We start from the raw sequence: 17,663 nt of genomic DNA on the forward strand, positions 1-17,663 counted from the left end.
CTCTGCACCCTAACATCTTCTCTTTTCTTCTAAAGCCTACATCTCTACCCACAACGTTCCGTGCGTTCCCAGGCGTACTCCCGTCCCCCGTCTCTAGCCCCGTCGACCAAAAAGAAAGGGGACAATTGCTTAGTGAACCCATTCGTGGGAGTTCACGCTAAAGCGAGTGCCGATGCTGAAGGGCAATTTCGCCCAGGTTCACATCCTGCGCTACCCAGAGGTTGGCGAAATTCCTTCAGCATCCAACGAGCCAGTGAACGGGAACGTGGGTGAACGCGCAATTTCCCCTGACTTTCACAGACCCCAAAGATGAACTCAGAACCGTCCCCAACGTCCCCCGTCCCTCGTTCCCATCCCCGTCGACCAAAAAGAAAGGGGACAATTGCTTTAGTGAACCCATTCGTGGGAGTTCACGCTAAAGCGAGTGCCGATGCTGAAGGGCAATTTCGCCCAGGTTCACATCCTGCGCTACCCAGAGGTTGGCGAAATTCCTTCAGCATCCAACGAGCCAGTGAACGGGAACGTGGGTGAACGCGCAATTTCCCCTGACTTTCACAGACCCCAAAGATGAACTCAGAACCGTCCCCAACGTCCCCCGTCCCTCGTTCCTATCCCCGTCGACCAGAAAGAAAGGGGACAATTGCTTAGTGAACCCATTCGTGGGAGTTCACGCTAAAGCGAGTTCCGATGCTGAAGGCCAATTTCGCCCAGGTTCACATCTCGCGCTACCCAGAGGTTGGCGAAATTCCTTCAGCATCCAACGAGCCAGTGAACGGGAACGTGGGTGAACGCGCAATTTCCCCTGACTTTCACAGACCCCAAATTATAATAACTCGTAAACTCCAGCAGCGCCCATCCCGCCACCGATGCACATGGTCACCATACCGTACTTCAACTTCCGCTTAGTCATTTCACTTAAGAGTGTAGCTGTAAGCTTAGCACCAGTACAACCGAGCGGGTGTCCGAAGGCAATAGCTCCCCCATTAACGTTTACCTTTGACGGATCTATGTCCAGCGTCTTAAGGATAGCCAGCGATTGAGATGCAAAAGCCTCATTTAATTCAAATAAATCGATTTGGTCAAGGGTCAATCCGACTTGTTTTAACACCTTTGGAATCGCCTTAATCGGACCAATACCCATTAATTCCGGTTCTACACCAGCCACTGCAAATCCGCGCCATACGGCTATAGGTTTCAGGCCAAGCGCTTTCATTTTTTGTTCTGACATAAGCAGGCTCATGGCTGCACCGTCACTGGTCTGGGATGAGTTTCCAGCCGTCACTGTACCACCTGCCTTAAATGCTGTCCTTAATTTCGCAAGCGAATCTGCAGTGGTCTCCGCACGAATCCCTTCATCTTTGGTGAACCACTTTTCACCGGGTTTTCCATACATGGGCAACGGAACCGGTACTATTTCATCATCAAAACGCCCGCTGCTTTGAGCAGCCCAAGCCTTTTGATGACTAGAAGCTGCAAAGGCATCTTGTTGTTCACGGGTTATTTCGTATTTCTTGGCAACATTCTCAGCAGTAATCCCCATAGATACATAAGCCAGTGGGGAATGCTCTGCCAAGTAAGGATTTGGTGCAGGTTTCATACCGCCAAGTGGAACCGCAGACATGCTCTCTGCTCCTCCGGCAATCATCACATCTGCTTCACCTAAGCGAATTCGGTCAGCTGCCATAGAAATCGCTTGCAAACCTGATGAGCAGAAGCGATTGATTGTTACGCCAGGGACATCAACCGGCAGGCCCGCGCGCTGAGTCATTATTTTGGCCATATTCATCCCTTGCTCCCCTTCAGGAAAGGAGCAACCGATGACGCAATCATCGATCTCTGTTAGATTAAGTGATGGTACTCTTTTTAAAATATCTTGTATTACATAAGCGCCCAAGTCATCTGGACGTACAAGTGCCAAGGAACCTTTAATTGCTTTACCTATGGCTGTCCTCTTCGAGTCTATAATGAAGGCTTCTTGCATTCTTTTCCCCCCCTAATTCCGTAATGGCTTGCCTTTGGCGAGCATGTGACGAATACGATCCTGAGTCTTTGGTTCGCCAACTAAGCTCATAAAGGCTTCACGTTCCAGGTCTAAGAGATATTGCTCATCCACGAGCATTCCTGCCGGGCGATCTCCGCCGGTCATTGCAAAAGCAATTTTCTTGCCTATATGCTGGTCGTGCTCTGAAATATAATTTCCTTCACGCATTCCATGCAGAGCTATTTCTAAGGTTGCACGAACGCCGGCCCCACCAATTTTGTATTTCGTTGGTAAATTGGGTCGGAAGTTACGAGCTAAGTCAATGACCCGCGCCTTGGCGTCCAATATAATGTGGTCTGGATTCATGCTGTAGCGATCATGGGCACGTAAGAAGCCAAGCTGACGCGCTTTTTCTGCGCTTGTTGAAACCTGAGCCATGGCCACGATTTCAAACCGTTTGGCAAAGAAGTAATCAGGAGAGACTTGCACGCCTGGGAGAATTCCTTCCATAGCCCGTATGGCCATTTCCTTGGTTCCTCCGCCGCCAGGAATTAAGCCAACTCCAACTTCAACCAGGCCCATATAGGTTTCTGCTGAAGCTTGAATGGCATGGGAGTGCAAGCAAACTTCCGCTCCGCCCCCCAGAGTCATACCGAAGGGAGCCGCTACGACAGGCTTTTTAGCAAATTTCAATGCCATTGTTCCATTTTGGAATTGACGAACCATGTAATCGAGATCATCCCAGTTTTCTTCTTCAGCTTCTAAGAGAATCTGCATTAGGTTTGCGCCCACACAGAAATTCTTGCCTTGATTCCCAATGACCATTCCCAGAAAGTTTTTCTCAACTTCTGCCAACGACTTATGAATCATGGTTAAAATATCGGCACCAATGGAATTGCTCGGAGAGTGGAATTCCAAGCAGGCTACTCCATCCCCCAAGTCAATTAGACTTGCTCCGGCATTGCCCAAAATTTTCTTGCCGTCTTTGTGAGCTTGCTTGAGCGAAAACTCATAGGGACTTACTGCTTTTTTGTGATACTCTCCTGCTTCGAAATAAGAGACTTCTCCGGACTCGCTCTTTTGATAAAAACGCCCATTCCCTTTAGCCAGCAATTCTTCGACTAGAGGAGGCAGGGTTCCACCTTCTGCGACCACACGATCTGCGATTGTTTTGACTCCAAGAGCATCCCAAATTTCAAACGGTCCCATTTGCCAGTTAAAGCCCCAGCGCATCCCTTCATCGATTCCGGAAATGTTATCCGCAATATCCTTGGAGATCGTCGCTGCATACAGCAAGACAGGCTTTAATACATTCCAAGCAAACTCTGCCCCAAGATCTTTACCATTTACTAAAGTGCGAATCTTTTCGGTCAGGCCGCCTGCAGCTTTTGCTTTATCAAGAGAAGCAAATTTCACACTTTTTTTCGGAACATAAGTCATCGTATGCGGATCGAGAACTTCAATGACTTTGCCTTGAGGTCCTTTAGATTTCTTGTAGAATCCTTGCTTTGTTTTATCTCCAAGCCAGCCATTAGCCAGCATTGTTTGCATGAATTCAGGTAATGTAAAATTCTCTTTTTCGGCAGGCACCCCAACTGCTACAGTATTAGCTGTATGAATAAAGGTATCTAAACCGACAAGATCAACCGTTCTAAAGGAGGCACTCTTTGGACGTCCCATCACGGGTCCAGTGAGAGCATCTACCTCATCCACGGTCAAGCCAGAACGCAACATTTCCTGAAGTGTTACAGCTAAACCAAAGACGCCAATACGATTAGCAATGAAATTTGGTGTATCTTTCGCTAGGACAACTCCTTTGCCCAAGACTCTCTCTCCAAACTCGGATAGGAACGTAATAATTTCCGGGTCGGTATTAGGGCCAGGGATAATTTCTAAGAGTTTCATGTAACGTGGGGGATTAAAGAAATGGGTTCCAAGGAAATATCGAGTGAAGCTTTCTGGCAACTCTTCTACCATGGCTTTTAAGGAAATTCCAGAGGTATTAGAAGTGACAATCGTGCCTGGACGGACGTGGGCAGCGATTTTCTTGAAAAGATCCACCTTAATGTCGAGACGTTCCACGACAACCTCAATTACCCAATCAACTTCGTTTAAGCGTGCTAAGTCGTCGCTTAGATTTCCAACTTCAATGCGATCCGCGAATTCTGGAACTAATAATGGGGCGGGATTCATTTTCAATAATTTAACCTTATTGCCTTCTGCGATACTATTTCGTACCTTCCGATCCTCCATTTTCAATCCGGCTGCTTCTTCTTTAGCCGACAGTTTGGAAGGAACAATATCCAACAACAGGCTCGGGATTCCGGCATTGGCCAAGTGTGCAGCGATGGTGCTCCCCATCACGCCTGACCCTATTACCGCTACTTTATGAATCTGCATTTCCATCCTCCTCTCGTTTCGGTTCAACGGCACCTCGTTATATATCTTACGGTTATTCTCTTAACCGAAGTGCGCCCTCAAACAAAGCTAACATTGGTTCTATTCCACTGCTGAGTGTTCGTGGACTCCGCGCCATCACCCAATCGGTTGTGGCCTCATCTAATGATCCGAAGATCATTTGACGAGCTATTCGTGTATCGATCTTAGGAACTTCTCCACATTCTATACCTTGCTGGATCACCCCCTCAATAAGGTTAAAGTAATCTAATACAGTAAGATTAATGGGTAACCGCACACGCGGTTCGGACTGCCTAAGCTCCAGTTGAGTCACGATGGCAATTGACCTGTTTTGTTCCATATAAGTAAAATGTGTTCTTACAATCGTCCGTAAGCGCGCTTTTGTCGTCTTGCACTGTGAAAGTTCACGACTCACACCTGCGATAAATTCTCCCATTCGTTCCTGAAAAACGCGTATGAGAATGTCTTCTTTGCTTTTGAAGTATAAGTAAATGGTACCATCTGCAACTCCCGCTAAGCGGGCAATCTTGTTTACCTGACATTGATGAAAGCCGGATTCTGCAAAAGCTTCAATAGCAGCATCGAGAATCCGTTGAAATTTACCCTCGCGCTGCATGTCCATGAAATCTGCACCTCACCTCTCAAATTAGTAATAATTCGACAATGAATGAATAACCATTCAGTAAGATCATCATACCATAGCCTAGTTAAAAAATAAATAGACTTTTCAGAACCTTTGTGCCAATTTTAAAATTAAATTTATGAATCTTGACAATAAGTATGTCTGCCTTATGATTAAGTTGAGGAATACTCCTATTAAATTAAATACCCCTCAATCAATTAATATCACCCAGTTGAAAGGACGAATAGGATGAAAGTCAAGATTTTCAGTTCCCCTGATTCCAGAATCTTAGAAAACCAAGTCAATCAATGGTTAGATGACAACAGTTGGATTAAGGTGCTTAATATCACTCAGAGCACTGGCTCAGCCACTGTCCTCTCCATCTGGTACGACGAACCCAATGTACCAATTCTCGGTTAAGTCCGCCGGCCATGGATGGCCAAGTGTCCCTGTAGCCATGGACGGCGAGAAGGGACTTCCATATAAAGTAAAAAAGAGAAGCTAAAGCACTGAAAGGCTAATAGCTTCTCTTTTTGCATATATAAACACCCTGCCCGCATCAAAATCCAATTGATGAGGAAATACTAAGACAACTGCCCCCATAGATATAGTGATTTTCAAAAGGATGGTGTTTATGAAGGTTTCTCTCTTTGCAACCTGCCTAACTAATGCCTTTTACCCGGAAGTGGATCTGACAATGGCCAAAATATTAAAACACTTAGGGCATACTGTCGACGTTCCCGAAGGGCAAGTCTGTTGCGGCCAAATTGCCTTTAATTCCGGCTACGTTGATGATGCTCGGGAAGTTGCCCGGACACTTATCAATTCCTTTGAACGCAGCGAAGTAGTTGTAGGTCCAAGCGGCTCGTGTATAGCAATGATTCATCACTATTACCCTACCTTATTTGAGAACGAGCCTGTTTACCTAAAAAAAGCAGAAGATCTCATTCACAAGAGTTATGAATTCACCCAATTTGTCGTTGATGTACTGAAGAAGCCTGATCTGGGAGCTCACTACAAAGCAAAAGCTACCTATCATCCTTCCTGCCACGCCACACGGCTTCTAGGGATTGGCGAAGCTCCCCTAAAATTGCTTCAACACGTGAATGGACTTGAACTTCTTCCCCTGCCCGAGGCCCAACTTTGTTGTGGGTTTGGTGGAACGTTCTCTGTGAAAATGCCTAAGATTTCTGAGGCAATGGTCGCCGAAAAAGCAGAGCATGTTCTTGCATCTGGTGCAGATATACTTCTGGGACTCGATATGGGTTGCCTTATGAATATCTCCGGCTACTTAGAAAAGATTAATAAACCCGTGAAAACTATGCATATCATACAGTTGCTGGGGGAGGGAATGAAATCATGACCATGTTTAACCTAACCACCGATCAACGCGTAGATAAGGCCCTCGCCAATAACTTCTTACGCCAAGCCACTCGCAGGGCTACTGATCGTTTACGGAATAACAAGTATAAAGCATCTGACGAACTGGGAAATTGGGAAGAGTGGCGTAACGCTGGAGAAACTATTCGTAAACATGTAATTGCTAACTTGGACTTTTATTTACACCAACTAATTGAGCAAATGGAACAACGAGGAGTGCATGTTCATCTGGCCAAAACCCCGGCTGACGCTGTAGGCATCGTCCGTAACATTGTTCGTGAACATGACGCAAAAAATGTCCTAAAATCTAAATCCATGATCTCTGAGGAAATTCACCTCAATCACGCCTTAGAGGAGGATGGTGCCGCCGTCGTCGAAACAGACCTTGGGGAATATATCATCCAAATTGCCGGCGAGCCCCCTTCTCATATCATTGTTCCAGCAATGCATAAAACACGACAGCAAGTTGCCGATTTATTCGAACCTATCGCTGGTCACGCCTTAAGCTCTGACACTCCGACTCTTACCCGTTTCGCCCGTATTCAAATGCGGGAACAGTTTCTCCGAGGGGATATCGGAATCACCGGGTGCAATTTCGCTGTAGCAAATACGGGAAGCATCGTCATGGTAACTAACGAAGGAAACGGACGAATGGTAAGCACTTTGCCCCGAGTCCAGATTACTCTCATGGGCATGGAGCGGATTGTCCCCTCATTTCGGGAACTCGACATTATGTTAAATTTACTCGCCCGGAGTGCGACAGGGCAACGGCTCTCAAGTTACACAACCATCCTCACCCCTCCTAAGAAATCCGCCGATTCAGATGGTCCGGAAGAATATCACCTTGTAATCCTGGATCATAACCGCTCAGAAATTCTAGGAGATAAGCTGTTCCGCACAGCTTTAAACTGTATTCGCTGTGGAGCATGTTTCAACGTATGCCCAGTCTACCGCCAACTTGGAGGACATGCATACGGCTCCGTATATTCCGGCCCAATCGGATCTGTGATCACTCCGTTATTGGAGAAAGATTGGAAAAAATGGGGTCACCTCCCCTACTTCTCCTCCCTTTGTGGGGCTTGTACCGAGGGCTGTCCCGTCCGTATCCCTCTCCACGATCTCTTAGTAAAACTTAGGATGCGTAAAACTCAAAGCGGACACACTCCTCAAGTTGAACAACAGATCTTTAAAGCCTATCGCTACCTCTTCACCCGTGAGAAAACCTTGCGCAGAGCACTCCGATTAGGCGCTCATTTGCAGCGGCCATTCGTGCGAAATCATCGGATCACTGGAGGTCCACCACCACTTTCCAACTGGACTAAGAGCCGTACCCTTCCCATGGTCGCCCCCAAACCCTTTATGCAAATTTGGGCTGATTTAAATAATAAGAGGTGAGAGCAATGACCAATACCAATGAATTTATCAATCACCTGGCGTCCAAACTAGGTCGTCCCACCCCCACTGAAACTCCTCCTCCAGTTGAGATATCTGTTCCCCAATACCGTTTATCCAACACAGAAGAACGAGCCTCTATCTTCTTGCAAAATTGGCAAGCCTTAGGGGGCAAAGGGGCTATTGTAAAATCTGAAAACGACATGCTCCAATGCCTCAAGGAATGGTTTGGAGACCTGCCTATTACTTGGTTTAAAGATAATCCTCAAGCCCTCATTGCTTGGGATATGCTCCCCTCAATTGCGGAATCCGCCTTTTCCACATTAAACTGGCCCCTTACCCGCTATACTCAATCGTCCTTAGACCCTCGCGACCGTTATTCCATCGCTGCTCATGCGGAACTTGGCATTACAGGTTCTGATTTGGGAATCGCGCTTTCCGGTACAATTGTGATGAATAGTGATCCCTTAAGAGGACGGGTTGTAAGTCTGCTCCCTCCTCGTCATCTCGCCTTTATTGAGACCACAAAGATTCGGAACAACCTCTTCGAAGTCCTCGAAGAAATCTCAGCGTTAGGAACTCCCCCAGCGGCCATAGAGATGATCTCTGGCCCCAGCCGAACATCCGATATAGAAATGGATCTATCCATCGGGGTACACGGTCCCATTGAAGTTTATGTTGTCGTGATAGACAATTAGATAAAATACTCCACCTGGGCTAAGGGAAAATAACCCTTAGCTTCTTTTAAGAAAAATTCTTTCATTTCCATTATTTCTTCCGGTTGGTAGATGTATTTTCCGTAACCAAACTGCCCGTACTTAAATTTTCTCTCAGCCTCTTCCATGGGTAAGGAGGAGTTCGGAAAAACTCCTAAAATATTAGTTTTTGCTCTCGAAGTAAAGCGATGCGAGATAAATTCAAAGGTTAATTGCTCTGAGGACCAACCGGACGGAGCCCTTTTTACCAATTCTTCTGAGGTGCGCTCCAAAAGCCTGCGATACGCATCTTGCCATCCTTCAAACCGAAAAATGGGAGCAATGATAAAGCCTAAAGGATACCCAGCTTTCAAGACTTTCCCTGAGGCAATAATGCGTTCTTCTGGAGAGGGAGTTCCATGTTCATATCTTTTTACGACCTCAGAACAATTCAAACTAAAGCGAAACCGAGTATGACCTTCATGTTTAGCCTCGAGCAGACCATCTACCTCCGTGAACTTGGTGACAAAGCGAAAACGCCCGTTGGTCTCACGACCAAAAAATTCGATCGCCTGCTTCAAGGCCCCAGAGTATTTTTCCACCGGAACTGGATCTGAAGTTGCAGCTCCTTCAAACTGAGTAATTTCTGGAAGTCGCTCTAGAATCAATTTTGAAGCTATACCTAAAATCTCTTCCAGATTGACATAAATCCGCACATAGGGTTTCTTCCCTAATGTGGTGGCTAAATAGCAGTATTCACACATGCCTGGGCAACTCGTGACAAGTGGCAACTGATAATGGGCAGACGGTTTACACGATTGAAATGTCCCACTACGACGCACCCCGATCACCAATGTCCGCTTGGCTTCTCGATACTGAGTTGTTGCAGTATTTCCTGGAATTCCTGTAATCCGATTATGGGAAGAAGTGGGACTTACTGATATCCCCATCTGCCGGAATTTCTCCACTAAGGTTTTTCCTAAGGGATAATCAAGAGCACTTGGCTCATAAAATACTCGAGTTGGAATAAATTCTAACGACATTTTGATCACCTCAGGAGTAGGTTACCCTAAGATTGACTAACTAAAACTTTCCCGATTTAAAAATAGAGATAAACAGCCAAAGCAACATCAGACCCGCCATCGCTGCTCCAATCTCGATAACGGAGATATGCCAAAACGTTATAGGCTGCTGGCCTAAAGCCGAAGCAACAATGATTCCCGCCATAACGATACTAAAGGAAAGCAAAACAATACTAAAGGATATCTGATTTGTAATACGATCCAATTTCCTAAGGAAAATATCCAGCTCCGGAACGCTGACTTCTATGCGAATACGCCCTCGAACTAAATTCCGCATCAAATCTTTCATTTGTTTAGGAAGATCTACTAAAAGATCACCATAATCCGAGACATTATGCCATAGCCTGCCCGCAATGGTACTTGGTTTGTAACGTTCCTTAAGGAGTTGAATTCCAAACGGTTCTGCCATGTCCATAATACTCAAATTGGGATCTAACTTTTCCACAATTCCTTCTAAAATCAGTAAGCACTTAGCCACCATCGTAAAATCTGAGGGAATGCGTATCTGATGACGGAAGGCAACTTCAAAAAGGTCGCTAATCGCCTCACCAAGACTGATCCGACTCATAGGAACATCCATGTACTTTTCTCGTAATTCATCTACATCATTACCTAACAGAGATAGATTGACATCCTCAGGAACTATCCCTATTCGTAGAACCGCTTTAATCATACTCTCAGTGTTCTGACGCATCATAGCGATAATTAAGGAAGCGAAATTATGTTTCATATCTAATGTAAGTCTGCCTACCATACCAAAGTCGATAAACGAAATCACGCCACCCCGTAAAAGAAAGATGTTTCCGGGATGCGGGTCAGCATGAAAAAAGCCTTCGATTAATATCTGATGGAAGAGCCCTCGAACAAGTTGTTCTGCTATTACTTTATGTTCGTACCCATTTTTCTCAAGAGCTTCAAACTGATTCAGCCTTAAACCTTCAACAAACTCCATCGTTAATACTTTTCGAGTAGAGTAATCCCAATAAATCGAAGGAATGTGAACCAACTTATCATTCTTAAACTGCTTTGCTATTTTCTCCGCATTTCTGCCTTCAATAGTGTAATCCAATTCATTACGTAGCGACTTGGCAAACTCTTCGACGACATCGCACAATTGGAGACGTTCCATTCGTTTCATACGGTTTTCAGCCAAAGCGGCCAAATCCAACAGGATTTCTAAATCAGTTTCTATCATAGCTTTTATCCGAGGACGCTGTACCTTAACAGCAACCAGTTCTCCAGTAGCACGCAGTTGCGCACGATGAACCTGACCAATAGAGGCCGCTGCAATCACTTTTTTATCAAACGAAGAAAAGATATCCTCAAGAGGGGAACCTAGTTCTTCCTCAATAATCTCAGTCACTTCTTCAAAGGAGAAGGAAGGTACGTTCTCTTGCAGTTTTTCCAGTTCACAAAGAATTTCTTGCGGGAAGATATCCGCACGAGTACTGGCAATCTGCCCAATCTTAATATATGTAGGACCCAATTCCTCAATCACTGAGCGTATCCGCTCCCCAACCGACATAGGGTCCATCTCTTCAGTATCCGTAAAAAGCCGTTTAGGCAGAGAAAGCATATGTAAAAGTCCCATCTCCTCCACAAAAAAACCAAAACCGTGGCGAGCTAAGACTTTAGCGACATCTCGATACCGTTTAATATGGCGTATTCTTTTGCCAATCATAAGAATTCGTCCCCTTTATTCGAGGTTCGTGATTCAGATTCAAAGTTCAACTAACGCTCCTGATACTTTACCATTACGTTAGCTTACTAACTATTTAAAGATCTGCTATATAGAGGGCCTGAATTTTATTTCAGGCCCCTGTTTGAGTATCCTTGATTTTCTTTAAGCTGTTCTATTGCTTGTTTTCCAGTTCCTGAATTCTTTTTTCTAATCGCTCAAAATCCGCTTTACTCGGAACATTCAGGTCTCTGAGGACTTTTTCTAATTGTTCATGAATTCGGGCATTCATCTGTTTCTGCTCAGCTTCCCCTTTCTCTAACAATTCATTAATGAGGTCCTTAGATTCTGCAGTAGACACTTCACCCTTTTTAACTAATTCATCAACAAGCTTCTCAATTTGCTCCTTACTCACCACCGCTAAACCTAACCCAATGGACAACCCTTTTTTGATAAGGTCTTTCAAAACGATCTCCTCCTTTATCCAACTTGCACCATATTCATGAACCATTTGTATCATTATAACTCGTTAGTATCTTAGTTACACTAATGATTGTTTACAAAAACAGTTAAACTTATTTATTCAGTGCCTAAATACTCTTGGTTATTGACTGAAAATAGACTAGAATATAGATAATATAATATCGTATGATGAATAGGTTTCTTTCTTAAGTTTTAAGAAGGATGAAGAGGGAAGTTCGGAAAAACCGACGCGGTCCCGCCACTGTATATGGAAGTATTCCACAATAGGCCACTGTCAAATGATGGGAAGGCGTGGAACTGCAAAGCCATAAGCCAGGAGACCTGCCTATTTATCAAAACAGGCTTATATCCTTCGAGGAAAGGGATTAGGCGCTATATGCGTATAACGCAGTTAAGCACCATGATTTAAACCCCTTTATCATAAGCGATAAAGGGGCTTTTGTTTATTCGTCAGAATAATACCAAAGGAAAGGGCGATAACCATGCTTAAAAATAAAACACTCTCACTCCTGATCTTATTATTCTCTCTCGCTTTGCTCACTGGATGCGGGAGTACAACACCAAAGTCTAACGCACAATCCGACGTCCCCAAGACAGATCCAACAACTGAAACAGCTTATCCCCTAACCGTCAAAGACGATTCTGGGAATAACGTGACCGTATCCTCTCAACCGAAAAGGATCGTCTCCATGGTTCCCTCCGCAACAGAGACCCTCTTCGCTCTGGGATTGGAAGAAAACGTTGTGGCCGTGACAAAATGGGATGACTATCCTGTGGACGTTCAAAAAAAGACAGAGTATGTTTTCCAAGACAGCCTGAACCCTAATATCGAGCAAATTTTAAAATTAAACCCTGACCTCATAGTATTGGGGTTAATGGGCCATGATCCTAAGAGCATCGAAGCAATCCGCAATCTGAAAGTCCCCGTCATAACCGTTAATCCCCAAACCCTTGAGGCTACCTATCTCACCATCGAGACCATCGGACAACTTACAAACACACAAAAACAAGCAGACCAGCTTGTTTCTGCTATGAAGGAAAAAGAACAATCTATTGTTAAAACGGTATCAAAAATTAATAGTGCTGATCGTTTAAAGGTCTGGACTGAAGTCGATGATAACCTCTTCACCCCAGGTCAAGGAACCTTTCTCAATGAATTGCTGACCAAGGCTGGGGGAATCAATATTGCTGATGATGTCCAAGGTTGGGGACAGTATAATAGTGAACAAGTAATTACCAAAAATCCGCAAGTTATTTTCGAGACCTATGATTATTATCAAAAAGATGCTGTCGCAAACATTATAGCGCGTAATGGCTGGCAAAACATAGATGCTGTAAAAAACAAACATGTGGTAGGTCTGGATAGTAACATGGTAACTAGGCCCGGACCGAGAATTGTAGATGGATTAGAGTCAATTGCAAAAGCATTGTATCCTGACCTTTTTCAATAACTCCATTTCTTCGACTCTTTCTTCAATACGCTACACGTTGCTATGCCCAACTAAGTATCATCCTTAAGGTGGAATTTTCATGGAAGAAATAATAAGAACTAAACAAATCATATGGACGGGTGCTCTTTTTGCACTCCTTCTTATGTCCCTGGTGTTAAGTGTCATGATTGGCTCTGTCCATCTGCCATTTACCCTAACTCTGAAGATTCTGCTTAACCACCTCCCTCTGTTCGACTTGACTCCCACTTGGACATTGGCACAGGACGCTATTGTCTGGAACTTGCGCCTGCCTCGTGTTTTTTTGGCTCTTGTCATTGGTGCGATGCTTTCTTCAACAGGGGTTGCCTTTCAAGGCATGTTGCGCAACCCGCTTGCAGATCCTTACATCCTTGGGGTTTCCGTGGGTGCCGCTTTTGGAGCGGCGACATCCATACTCTTCTTTCGAAATTCTTCTCTGTTAGGCTACTTAACCACGCCGCTTTTTTCGTTTTCAGGGGCCTTACTCTCTCTTTGGTTTGTAATGGCACTTGCCAAGCATCACGGACAACGTGACCGGGAAACATTGATTCTTGCCGGTGTCGTTGTTCAATCTTTGATTGGGGCCTTTCTTTCCTTCTTGATTGCCATATCGGGTCAACAAATGCAAGAAATTGTATTCTGGATGATGGGAAGTTTAGCTAACCATTCTTGGCAAGACGTCGGGATGCTGATTCCATATCTCGCCTTGGGTTTCTTCTATTTATCACTTCAGAAGCGCGACCTCAACCTCATTTCACTGGGGGAAAGCGCTGCGACCCATCTTGGAATGAATGTCGAAAAAAAGAAAATATGGGTTTTAGTCGTTGGTTCCTTACTTACAGGGGCGGCCGTTTCGGTTGTCGGAATCATAGGATTCGTTGGGCTCATTGTCCCCCACTTAATGCGTTTACTGGTAGGTCCTGACCACCGAATTTTATTGCCAATATCCACTCTCGCAGGGGCAATATTCCTATTATGGGCGGATACCTTAGCCCGTAGCATCATTCCTTCACGAGAAATTCCGATCGGTGTTATCACCGCATTTATCGGAGCACCGTTTTTTGCGTACTTACTAAAAAAAGGACTGAGGAGGGGGCATGTATGAACCTTTTCGATGTAATACACGTTCAGCACCAGTTTGGAACGATCCCAGTTCTTCAAGACATAGAATTTCAGATTAAAGTTGGAGAGACCTTTGGGATTATCGGACCGAACGGCAGTGGGAAATCCACACTCATTCGTACCATGAGTGGTTTACTAAAACCTAGTGGAGGGAAAATTCTCTTAAATGGTAAATCTATTCGTTCATATCGAAAACGAGAGCTGGCAAAAATTATAGCAGTTTTAGAACAAGAAGGCATCCCGCCCCTGTCGTTCACGGTAGAAGAGGTCGTTGCCATGGGACGTTATCCATGGTTAAAGCCCCTCTCAGACCTATCTCTTAAGGATGAACAGATAGTTCAAACTGCATTAGAAAAACTAGGCCTCTGGAATTTACGAACTAAGCCGGTAAATAACCTGAGCGGAGGACAACGTCAAATGGTCTCCTTAGCAAGAGCCATGGTCCAGCAGCCGCGGGTTCTGATTCTGGATGAACCGACCACCTTTTTAGATATTGGACATCAAATGCTCGTTATGGAACACGTCCGAGAATGGCACCAATCTGAGGGAATCACCGTAATTATGGTCTTACATGACTTAAATCTTGCAAGTCAATACTGTAATCGTCTTTTGCTCTTGGATAATGGACACATTAAAAGTTGCGGGGAAGTTCACGATGTTTTACAACCCGCCACCATATCTTCAATCTATAAAACCGAAATCATTATGATTAATCACCCTGTCCACCAAGTACCCCAATTTTTGCTCACCAGCAAATAACCCTTATTCTATCAGAGTTATTTCCAAAAATATTTGACAAAGCACATACAATAAGGCCTCTGCGAATAATCGCAAGAAGCCTTATTGTAATACCATTCAAACCGAGAGGGATTAGCTTTTTTCTAAAAAGCTAATCCCTCTCTTTTACTTCGGAACCAACATCTACCAAAGACAAGCCGATAATTATCCGTTATACTAAGGAAACAACTTCAATCAACTCATTCAGTTGGGAGTTCCCTTTAATCCGTCATCACGGCATCCAGCCATTTAAGATTTCAAAACCTCAGCCAAGAGTATTATTTTTAGTCTTAACTCTTCACAAATAACGAAAACGAAAGGAATGACGAAATTGAAAACTATTAAAAATATAAAGTGGTCTGTTCTCCTAGTTCCCGTCTTATCAGCATTCTTCTTTGTGACAATTATCACAGCTGCCCCAATAACAATAACTGAAAAAATGGATGCTCAAGAAATTCAAACCATTGCCGTAGCGACGACAGAAACGACAAAAGATCTCACAGTACCCCAACCTACTGTAGACCCACAAGTTGTCCCCATTCCCGATAACACAAGCACCCCTTCTACAACACCAGCTCCAGCTAACACTCCGGCAAAAAAGGTACAGCCATCTCGATCAACAGGTTCAAGCAGTACTCCGAGTAAACCTGCAACCGCCAAACCGTCCTCACAACCAACGAAAGCAAGTGCCATTATCGCTACTGGCAAACAATATATCGGAGTAAAATATGTCTTCGGTGGAACTACACCGGCCGGATTTGACTGTTCTGGGTTCGTTCAATATGTTTTTGCTAAAAACGGCATAAATCTTCCTAGAGTTTCTCGTGATCAGTTTAAAATAGGTACTTCTGTCTCATTTAGCAATCTGCAACCTGGAGACTTAGTGTTCTTCTCTTTAGCTAAAAACGGAGTAATTGACCACGATGGAATTTATGTAGGCAATGGTCAATTTATCAATGCATCTAGTTCTAAAGGCGTAACCATCTATACCATGGGAACTTATTGGAAATCCGCTTATGTCGGAGCAAAACGAGTCTTATAGCCTTCCATTATGAGTCAGGCTATTCAGCTCAAAAATTATGAAGGCGGGGGGCTAACAAAACATCTTTGATTTTGTTAGCCCCCCGCTATGTATAAGCTTGATCACTTTATTCTTCACATGTTTCTGATAGGAGGCGTTACTTGCCCTTTGCAATTGCGATTCCAATTTTGGATCACTGCCACTTCCATAAGCGTTGCAAGATTACGCCCCGGCCGAACCGGAATCGTGATCTCTGGAACCGAGATCCCTAAGATCTGTCGTGTTTTAGGAGGATCAATCCCAATACGATCATAAATCTTATCTTGTTTCCATTCCTCTAAGTGAACAATAAAGTTAATTACTTTTTCATCTCTCGCAGAACCTGCCCCAAAAAGCGTCGTAACATCAAGTATGCCTAAACCACGCACTTCAAGCTGATGCCGAATCCGTTTTGGTGCAGTGCCCATCAACCTTTCTTCATCAACTCGGCGAACTTTCACGACATCAGCAGCAACTAACAAATGCCCGCTCTTTATAAGTTCCAAAGCGGCCTCACTTTTGCCAATCCCTCGCTCCCCAGTGATCATAAGCCCTACTCCGTAAACATCAACTAACACTCCCTGAACATTAGTACTGGGAGCTAACTGGTTTATAAGGTAACGAATTAAAAGATAAAAAAGTTGGGTTGAAGAGCGAGGGGTTGTTAAGAGAGGAATCTTCCGCTCACTGGCCAATTCGATAAACTCCAGGGGAATGGTTAAACCCCGGGTAATAATTACACAAGGTACTTCTGCAAGCATTACTTGAGCGAGTTTCGAACGGCGCACAGAATAATCGAATTGCTGTATTAGTCCTAATTCAGTCCGACCGTATACTTGAATACGTTTGGGCGTCAAATGTTCTAAATAACCCGCCAATTCAGCACTCGGACGTTTTAAGCTATATTCTGTAATCTCTTTGTCCAATCCCACATGCCCTGCTAAGACCTCAAAATTAAATTTCTCTACCAATTGGTTTACCGTAAGCAATTTTAACCCTCTTTCCAAACAGGGGATGCCCCTCCGTTTTCATATGTTTCCCACTATAGAAATATATTATAAACTATTTCTGAAAATCTTGCTTCCTTTTGTCCTTAAAATATTTAGAAAGCATTTACAATCCCCCCCTGTTTCCGATATTCTAAGGGTTAGACGTGATTTATATTTACAGTAATAGGAGGTAACCTCTTGAAGAAGCAGGCCGTCGTGATAAACCATAAAGATAACGTTGCCACAGTAGTGGAAGACTTCCCTTCTGGTACTATCATTCATTTTTTTATCGGTCAATCAGAACATTCTCTCCAATTATTAGAAGACATTCCCCTTGGACATAAACTTGCTATTTGTGCAATTCAGGTCGGACAAGATATCCTCAAATATGCTGAAAGTATCGGGGTCGCCACTGAATTGATTCGACCTGGACAACATGTTCATGTACACAATTTAGAAAGTCGACGTGGACGCAGAGATAAATAATTATTCTATGAAATAGAAACATCATTGAT

General features: G+C 44.2%; 18 protein-coding genes and 1 riboswitch. Of the genes, 11 read left to right on the forward strand and 7 right to left on the reverse strand.

Annotated elements, in window-relative coordinates; all coding sequences use genetic code 11:
* The first annotated feature begins 132 nt into the window (after positions 1-132).
* Both M8E35_RS22075 and M8E35_RS22080 read left to right on the forward strand, forming a co-directional pair.
* Complete coding sequence (locus M8E35_RS22075) at positions 133-273, forward strand: hypothetical protein (protein ID WP_252472558.1); 141 nt, start codon at positions 133-135, stop codon at positions 271-273.
* Positions 274-390: 117 nt separating this feature from the next.
* Positions 391-531 (forward strand): hypothetical protein, encoded by a 141-nt coding sequence (locus M8E35_RS22080; protein ID WP_252472558.1) that lies wholly within the window; start codon positions 391-393, stop codon positions 529-531.
* Positions 532-823: 292 nt separating this feature from the next.
* On the opposite strand, the gene M8E35_RS22085 is transcribed toward M8E35_RS22080, so the two are convergent.
* From M8E35_RS22085 to fadR, 3 genes are read right to left on the reverse strand one after another with little or no spacing between them, the layout of a single operon-like run.
* Positions 824-1,981: a thiolase family protein gene (locus M8E35_RS22085; RefSeq protein WP_252472560.1), complete on the reverse strand. Its 1,158-nt coding sequence runs from the start codon at positions 1,979-1,981 to the stop codon at positions 824-826.
* A 12-nt stretch (positions 1,982-1,993) separates the two neighbouring features.
* Positions 1,994-4,381, reverse strand: coding sequence for a 3-hydroxyacyl-CoA dehydrogenase/enoyl-CoA hydratase family protein (locus tag M8E35_RS22090; RefSeq protein WP_252472562.1), 2,388 nt, complete (start codon positions 4,379-4,381; stop codon positions 1,994-1,996).
* A 52-nt stretch (positions 4,382-4,433) separates the two neighbouring features.
* Positions 4,434-5,021, reverse strand: coding sequence for a fatty acid metabolism transcriptional regulator FadR (gene fadR / locus M8E35_RS22095; RefSeq protein ID WP_252472564.1), 588 nt, complete (start codon positions 5,019-5,021; stop codon positions 4,434-4,436).
* A 249-nt stretch (positions 5,022-5,270) separates the two neighbouring features.
* Between fadR and M8E35_RS22100 the strand changes: the two genes are divergently transcribed.
* The 4 genes from M8E35_RS22100 (at position 5,271) to M8E35_RS22115 (ending at position 8,491) form a co-directional block, all read left to right on the forward strand.
* Complete coding sequence (locus tag M8E35_RS22100; RefSeq protein ID WP_252472566.1) at positions 5,271-5,441, forward strand: hypothetical protein; 171 nt, start codon at positions 5,271-5,273, stop codon at positions 5,439-5,441.
* Between the two features lie 214 nt (positions 5,442-5,655).
* Positions 5,656-6,384, forward strand: a complete 729-nt coding sequence (locus tag M8E35_RS22105) for a (Fe-S)-binding protein (protein ID WP_252472568.1) — start codon at positions 5,656-5,658, stop codon at positions 6,382-6,384.
* The gene (locus M8E35_RS22110) at positions 6,381-7,796 is read left to right on the forward strand and encodes a LutB/LldF family L-lactate oxidation iron-sulfur protein (protein ID WP_252472569.1); all 1,416 of its coding nucleotides are present in this window, start codon (positions 6,381-6,383) and stop codon (positions 7,794-7,796) included. Before M8E35_RS22105 ends, M8E35_RS22110 begins: the two co-directional genes overlap by 4 nt.
* Before the next feature lie 5 nt (positions 7,797-7,801).
* Complete coding sequence (locus tag M8E35_RS22115) at positions 7,802-8,491, forward strand: LutC/YkgG family protein (protein ID WP_252472571.1); 690 nt, start codon at positions 7,802-7,804, stop codon at positions 8,489-8,491.
* Here the strand turns inward: M8E35_RS22115 and splB are convergent.
* The 3 genes from splB to M8E35_RS22130 form a co-directional block, all read right to left on the reverse strand.
* On the reverse strand, positions 8,488-9,531 hold the full coding sequence (gene splB, locus M8E35_RS22120) for a spore photoproduct lyase (protein ID WP_252472573.1): 1,044 nt from the start codon (positions 9,529-9,531) through the stop codon (positions 8,488-8,490). The two genes, M8E35_RS22115 and splB, sit on opposite strands and share 4 nt — an antisense overlap.
* 40 nt (positions 9,532-9,571) lie before the next feature.
* Positions 9,572-11,251, reverse strand: a complete 1,680-nt coding sequence (locus M8E35_RS22125) for an ABC1 kinase family protein (protein ID WP_252472575.1) — start codon at positions 11,249-11,251, stop codon at positions 9,572-9,574.
* A gap of 172 nt (positions 11,252-11,423) precedes the next feature.
* The gene (locus M8E35_RS22130) at positions 11,424-11,714 is read right to left on the reverse strand and encodes a phasin family protein (RefSeq protein ID WP_252472577.1); all 291 of its coding nucleotides are present in this window, start codon (positions 11,712-11,714) and stop codon (positions 11,424-11,426) included.
* Positions 11,715-11,888: 174 nt separating this feature from the next.
* A riboswitch (cobalamin riboswitch) is annotated at positions 11,889-12,074 on the forward strand.
* Positions 12,075-12,213: 139 nt separating this feature from the next.
* Here M8E35_RS22130 and M8E35_RS22135 point away from each other — a divergent pair.
* From M8E35_RS22135 to M8E35_RS22150, 4 genes are all read left to right on the forward strand, one after another.
* Positions 12,214-13,182: an ABC transporter substrate-binding protein gene (locus M8E35_RS22135; protein ID WP_252472579.1), complete on the forward strand. Its 969-nt coding sequence runs from the start codon at positions 12,214-12,216 to the stop codon at positions 13,180-13,182.
* A 79-nt stretch (positions 13,183-13,261) separates the two neighbouring features.
* Positions 13,262-14,305 carry a FecCD family ABC transporter permease gene (locus tag M8E35_RS22140; RefSeq protein ID WP_252472581.1) on the forward strand — a complete coding sequence of 348 codons (1,044 nt, stop codon included), beginning with the start codon at positions 13,262-13,264 and terminating at the stop codon, positions 14,303-14,305.
* A complete protein-coding gene (locus M8E35_RS22145) occupies positions 14,302-15,081 on the forward strand; it encodes an ABC transporter ATP-binding protein (protein WP_252472583.1) in 780 nt (259 codons plus the stop codon). Before M8E35_RS22140 ends, M8E35_RS22145 begins: the two co-directional genes overlap by 4 nt.
* Before the next feature lie 349 nt (positions 15,082-15,430).
* Entirely contained in the window at positions 15,431-16,141 is a 711-nt protein-coding gene (locus tag M8E35_RS22150) for a C40 family peptidase (RefSeq protein ID WP_252472585.1), read from the forward strand.
* A gap of 113 nt (positions 16,142-16,254) precedes the next feature.
* On the opposite strand, the gene hprK is transcribed toward M8E35_RS22150, so the two are convergent.
* Positions 16,255-17,148 carry an HPr(Ser) kinase/phosphatase gene (gene hprK / locus M8E35_RS22155; protein ID WP_252472606.1) on the reverse strand — a complete coding sequence of 298 codons (894 nt, stop codon included), beginning with the start codon at positions 17,146-17,148 and terminating at the stop codon, positions 16,255-16,257.
* 198 nt (positions 17,149-17,346) lie between these two features.
* Between hprK and M8E35_RS22160 the strand changes: the two genes are divergently transcribed.
* Entirely contained in the window at positions 17,347-17,634 is a 288-nt protein-coding gene (locus M8E35_RS22160; RefSeq protein WP_252472587.1) for a UxaA family hydrolase, read from the forward strand.
* Positions 17,635-17,663 lie beyond the last annotated feature (29 nt).

It is taken from the genome of Desulfosporosinus nitroreducens (assembly GCF_023897015.1).
Classification (GTDB): domain Bacteria; phylum Bacillota; class Desulfitobacteriia; order Desulfitobacteriales; family Desulfitobacteriaceae; genus Desulfosporosinus; species Desulfosporosinus nitroreducens.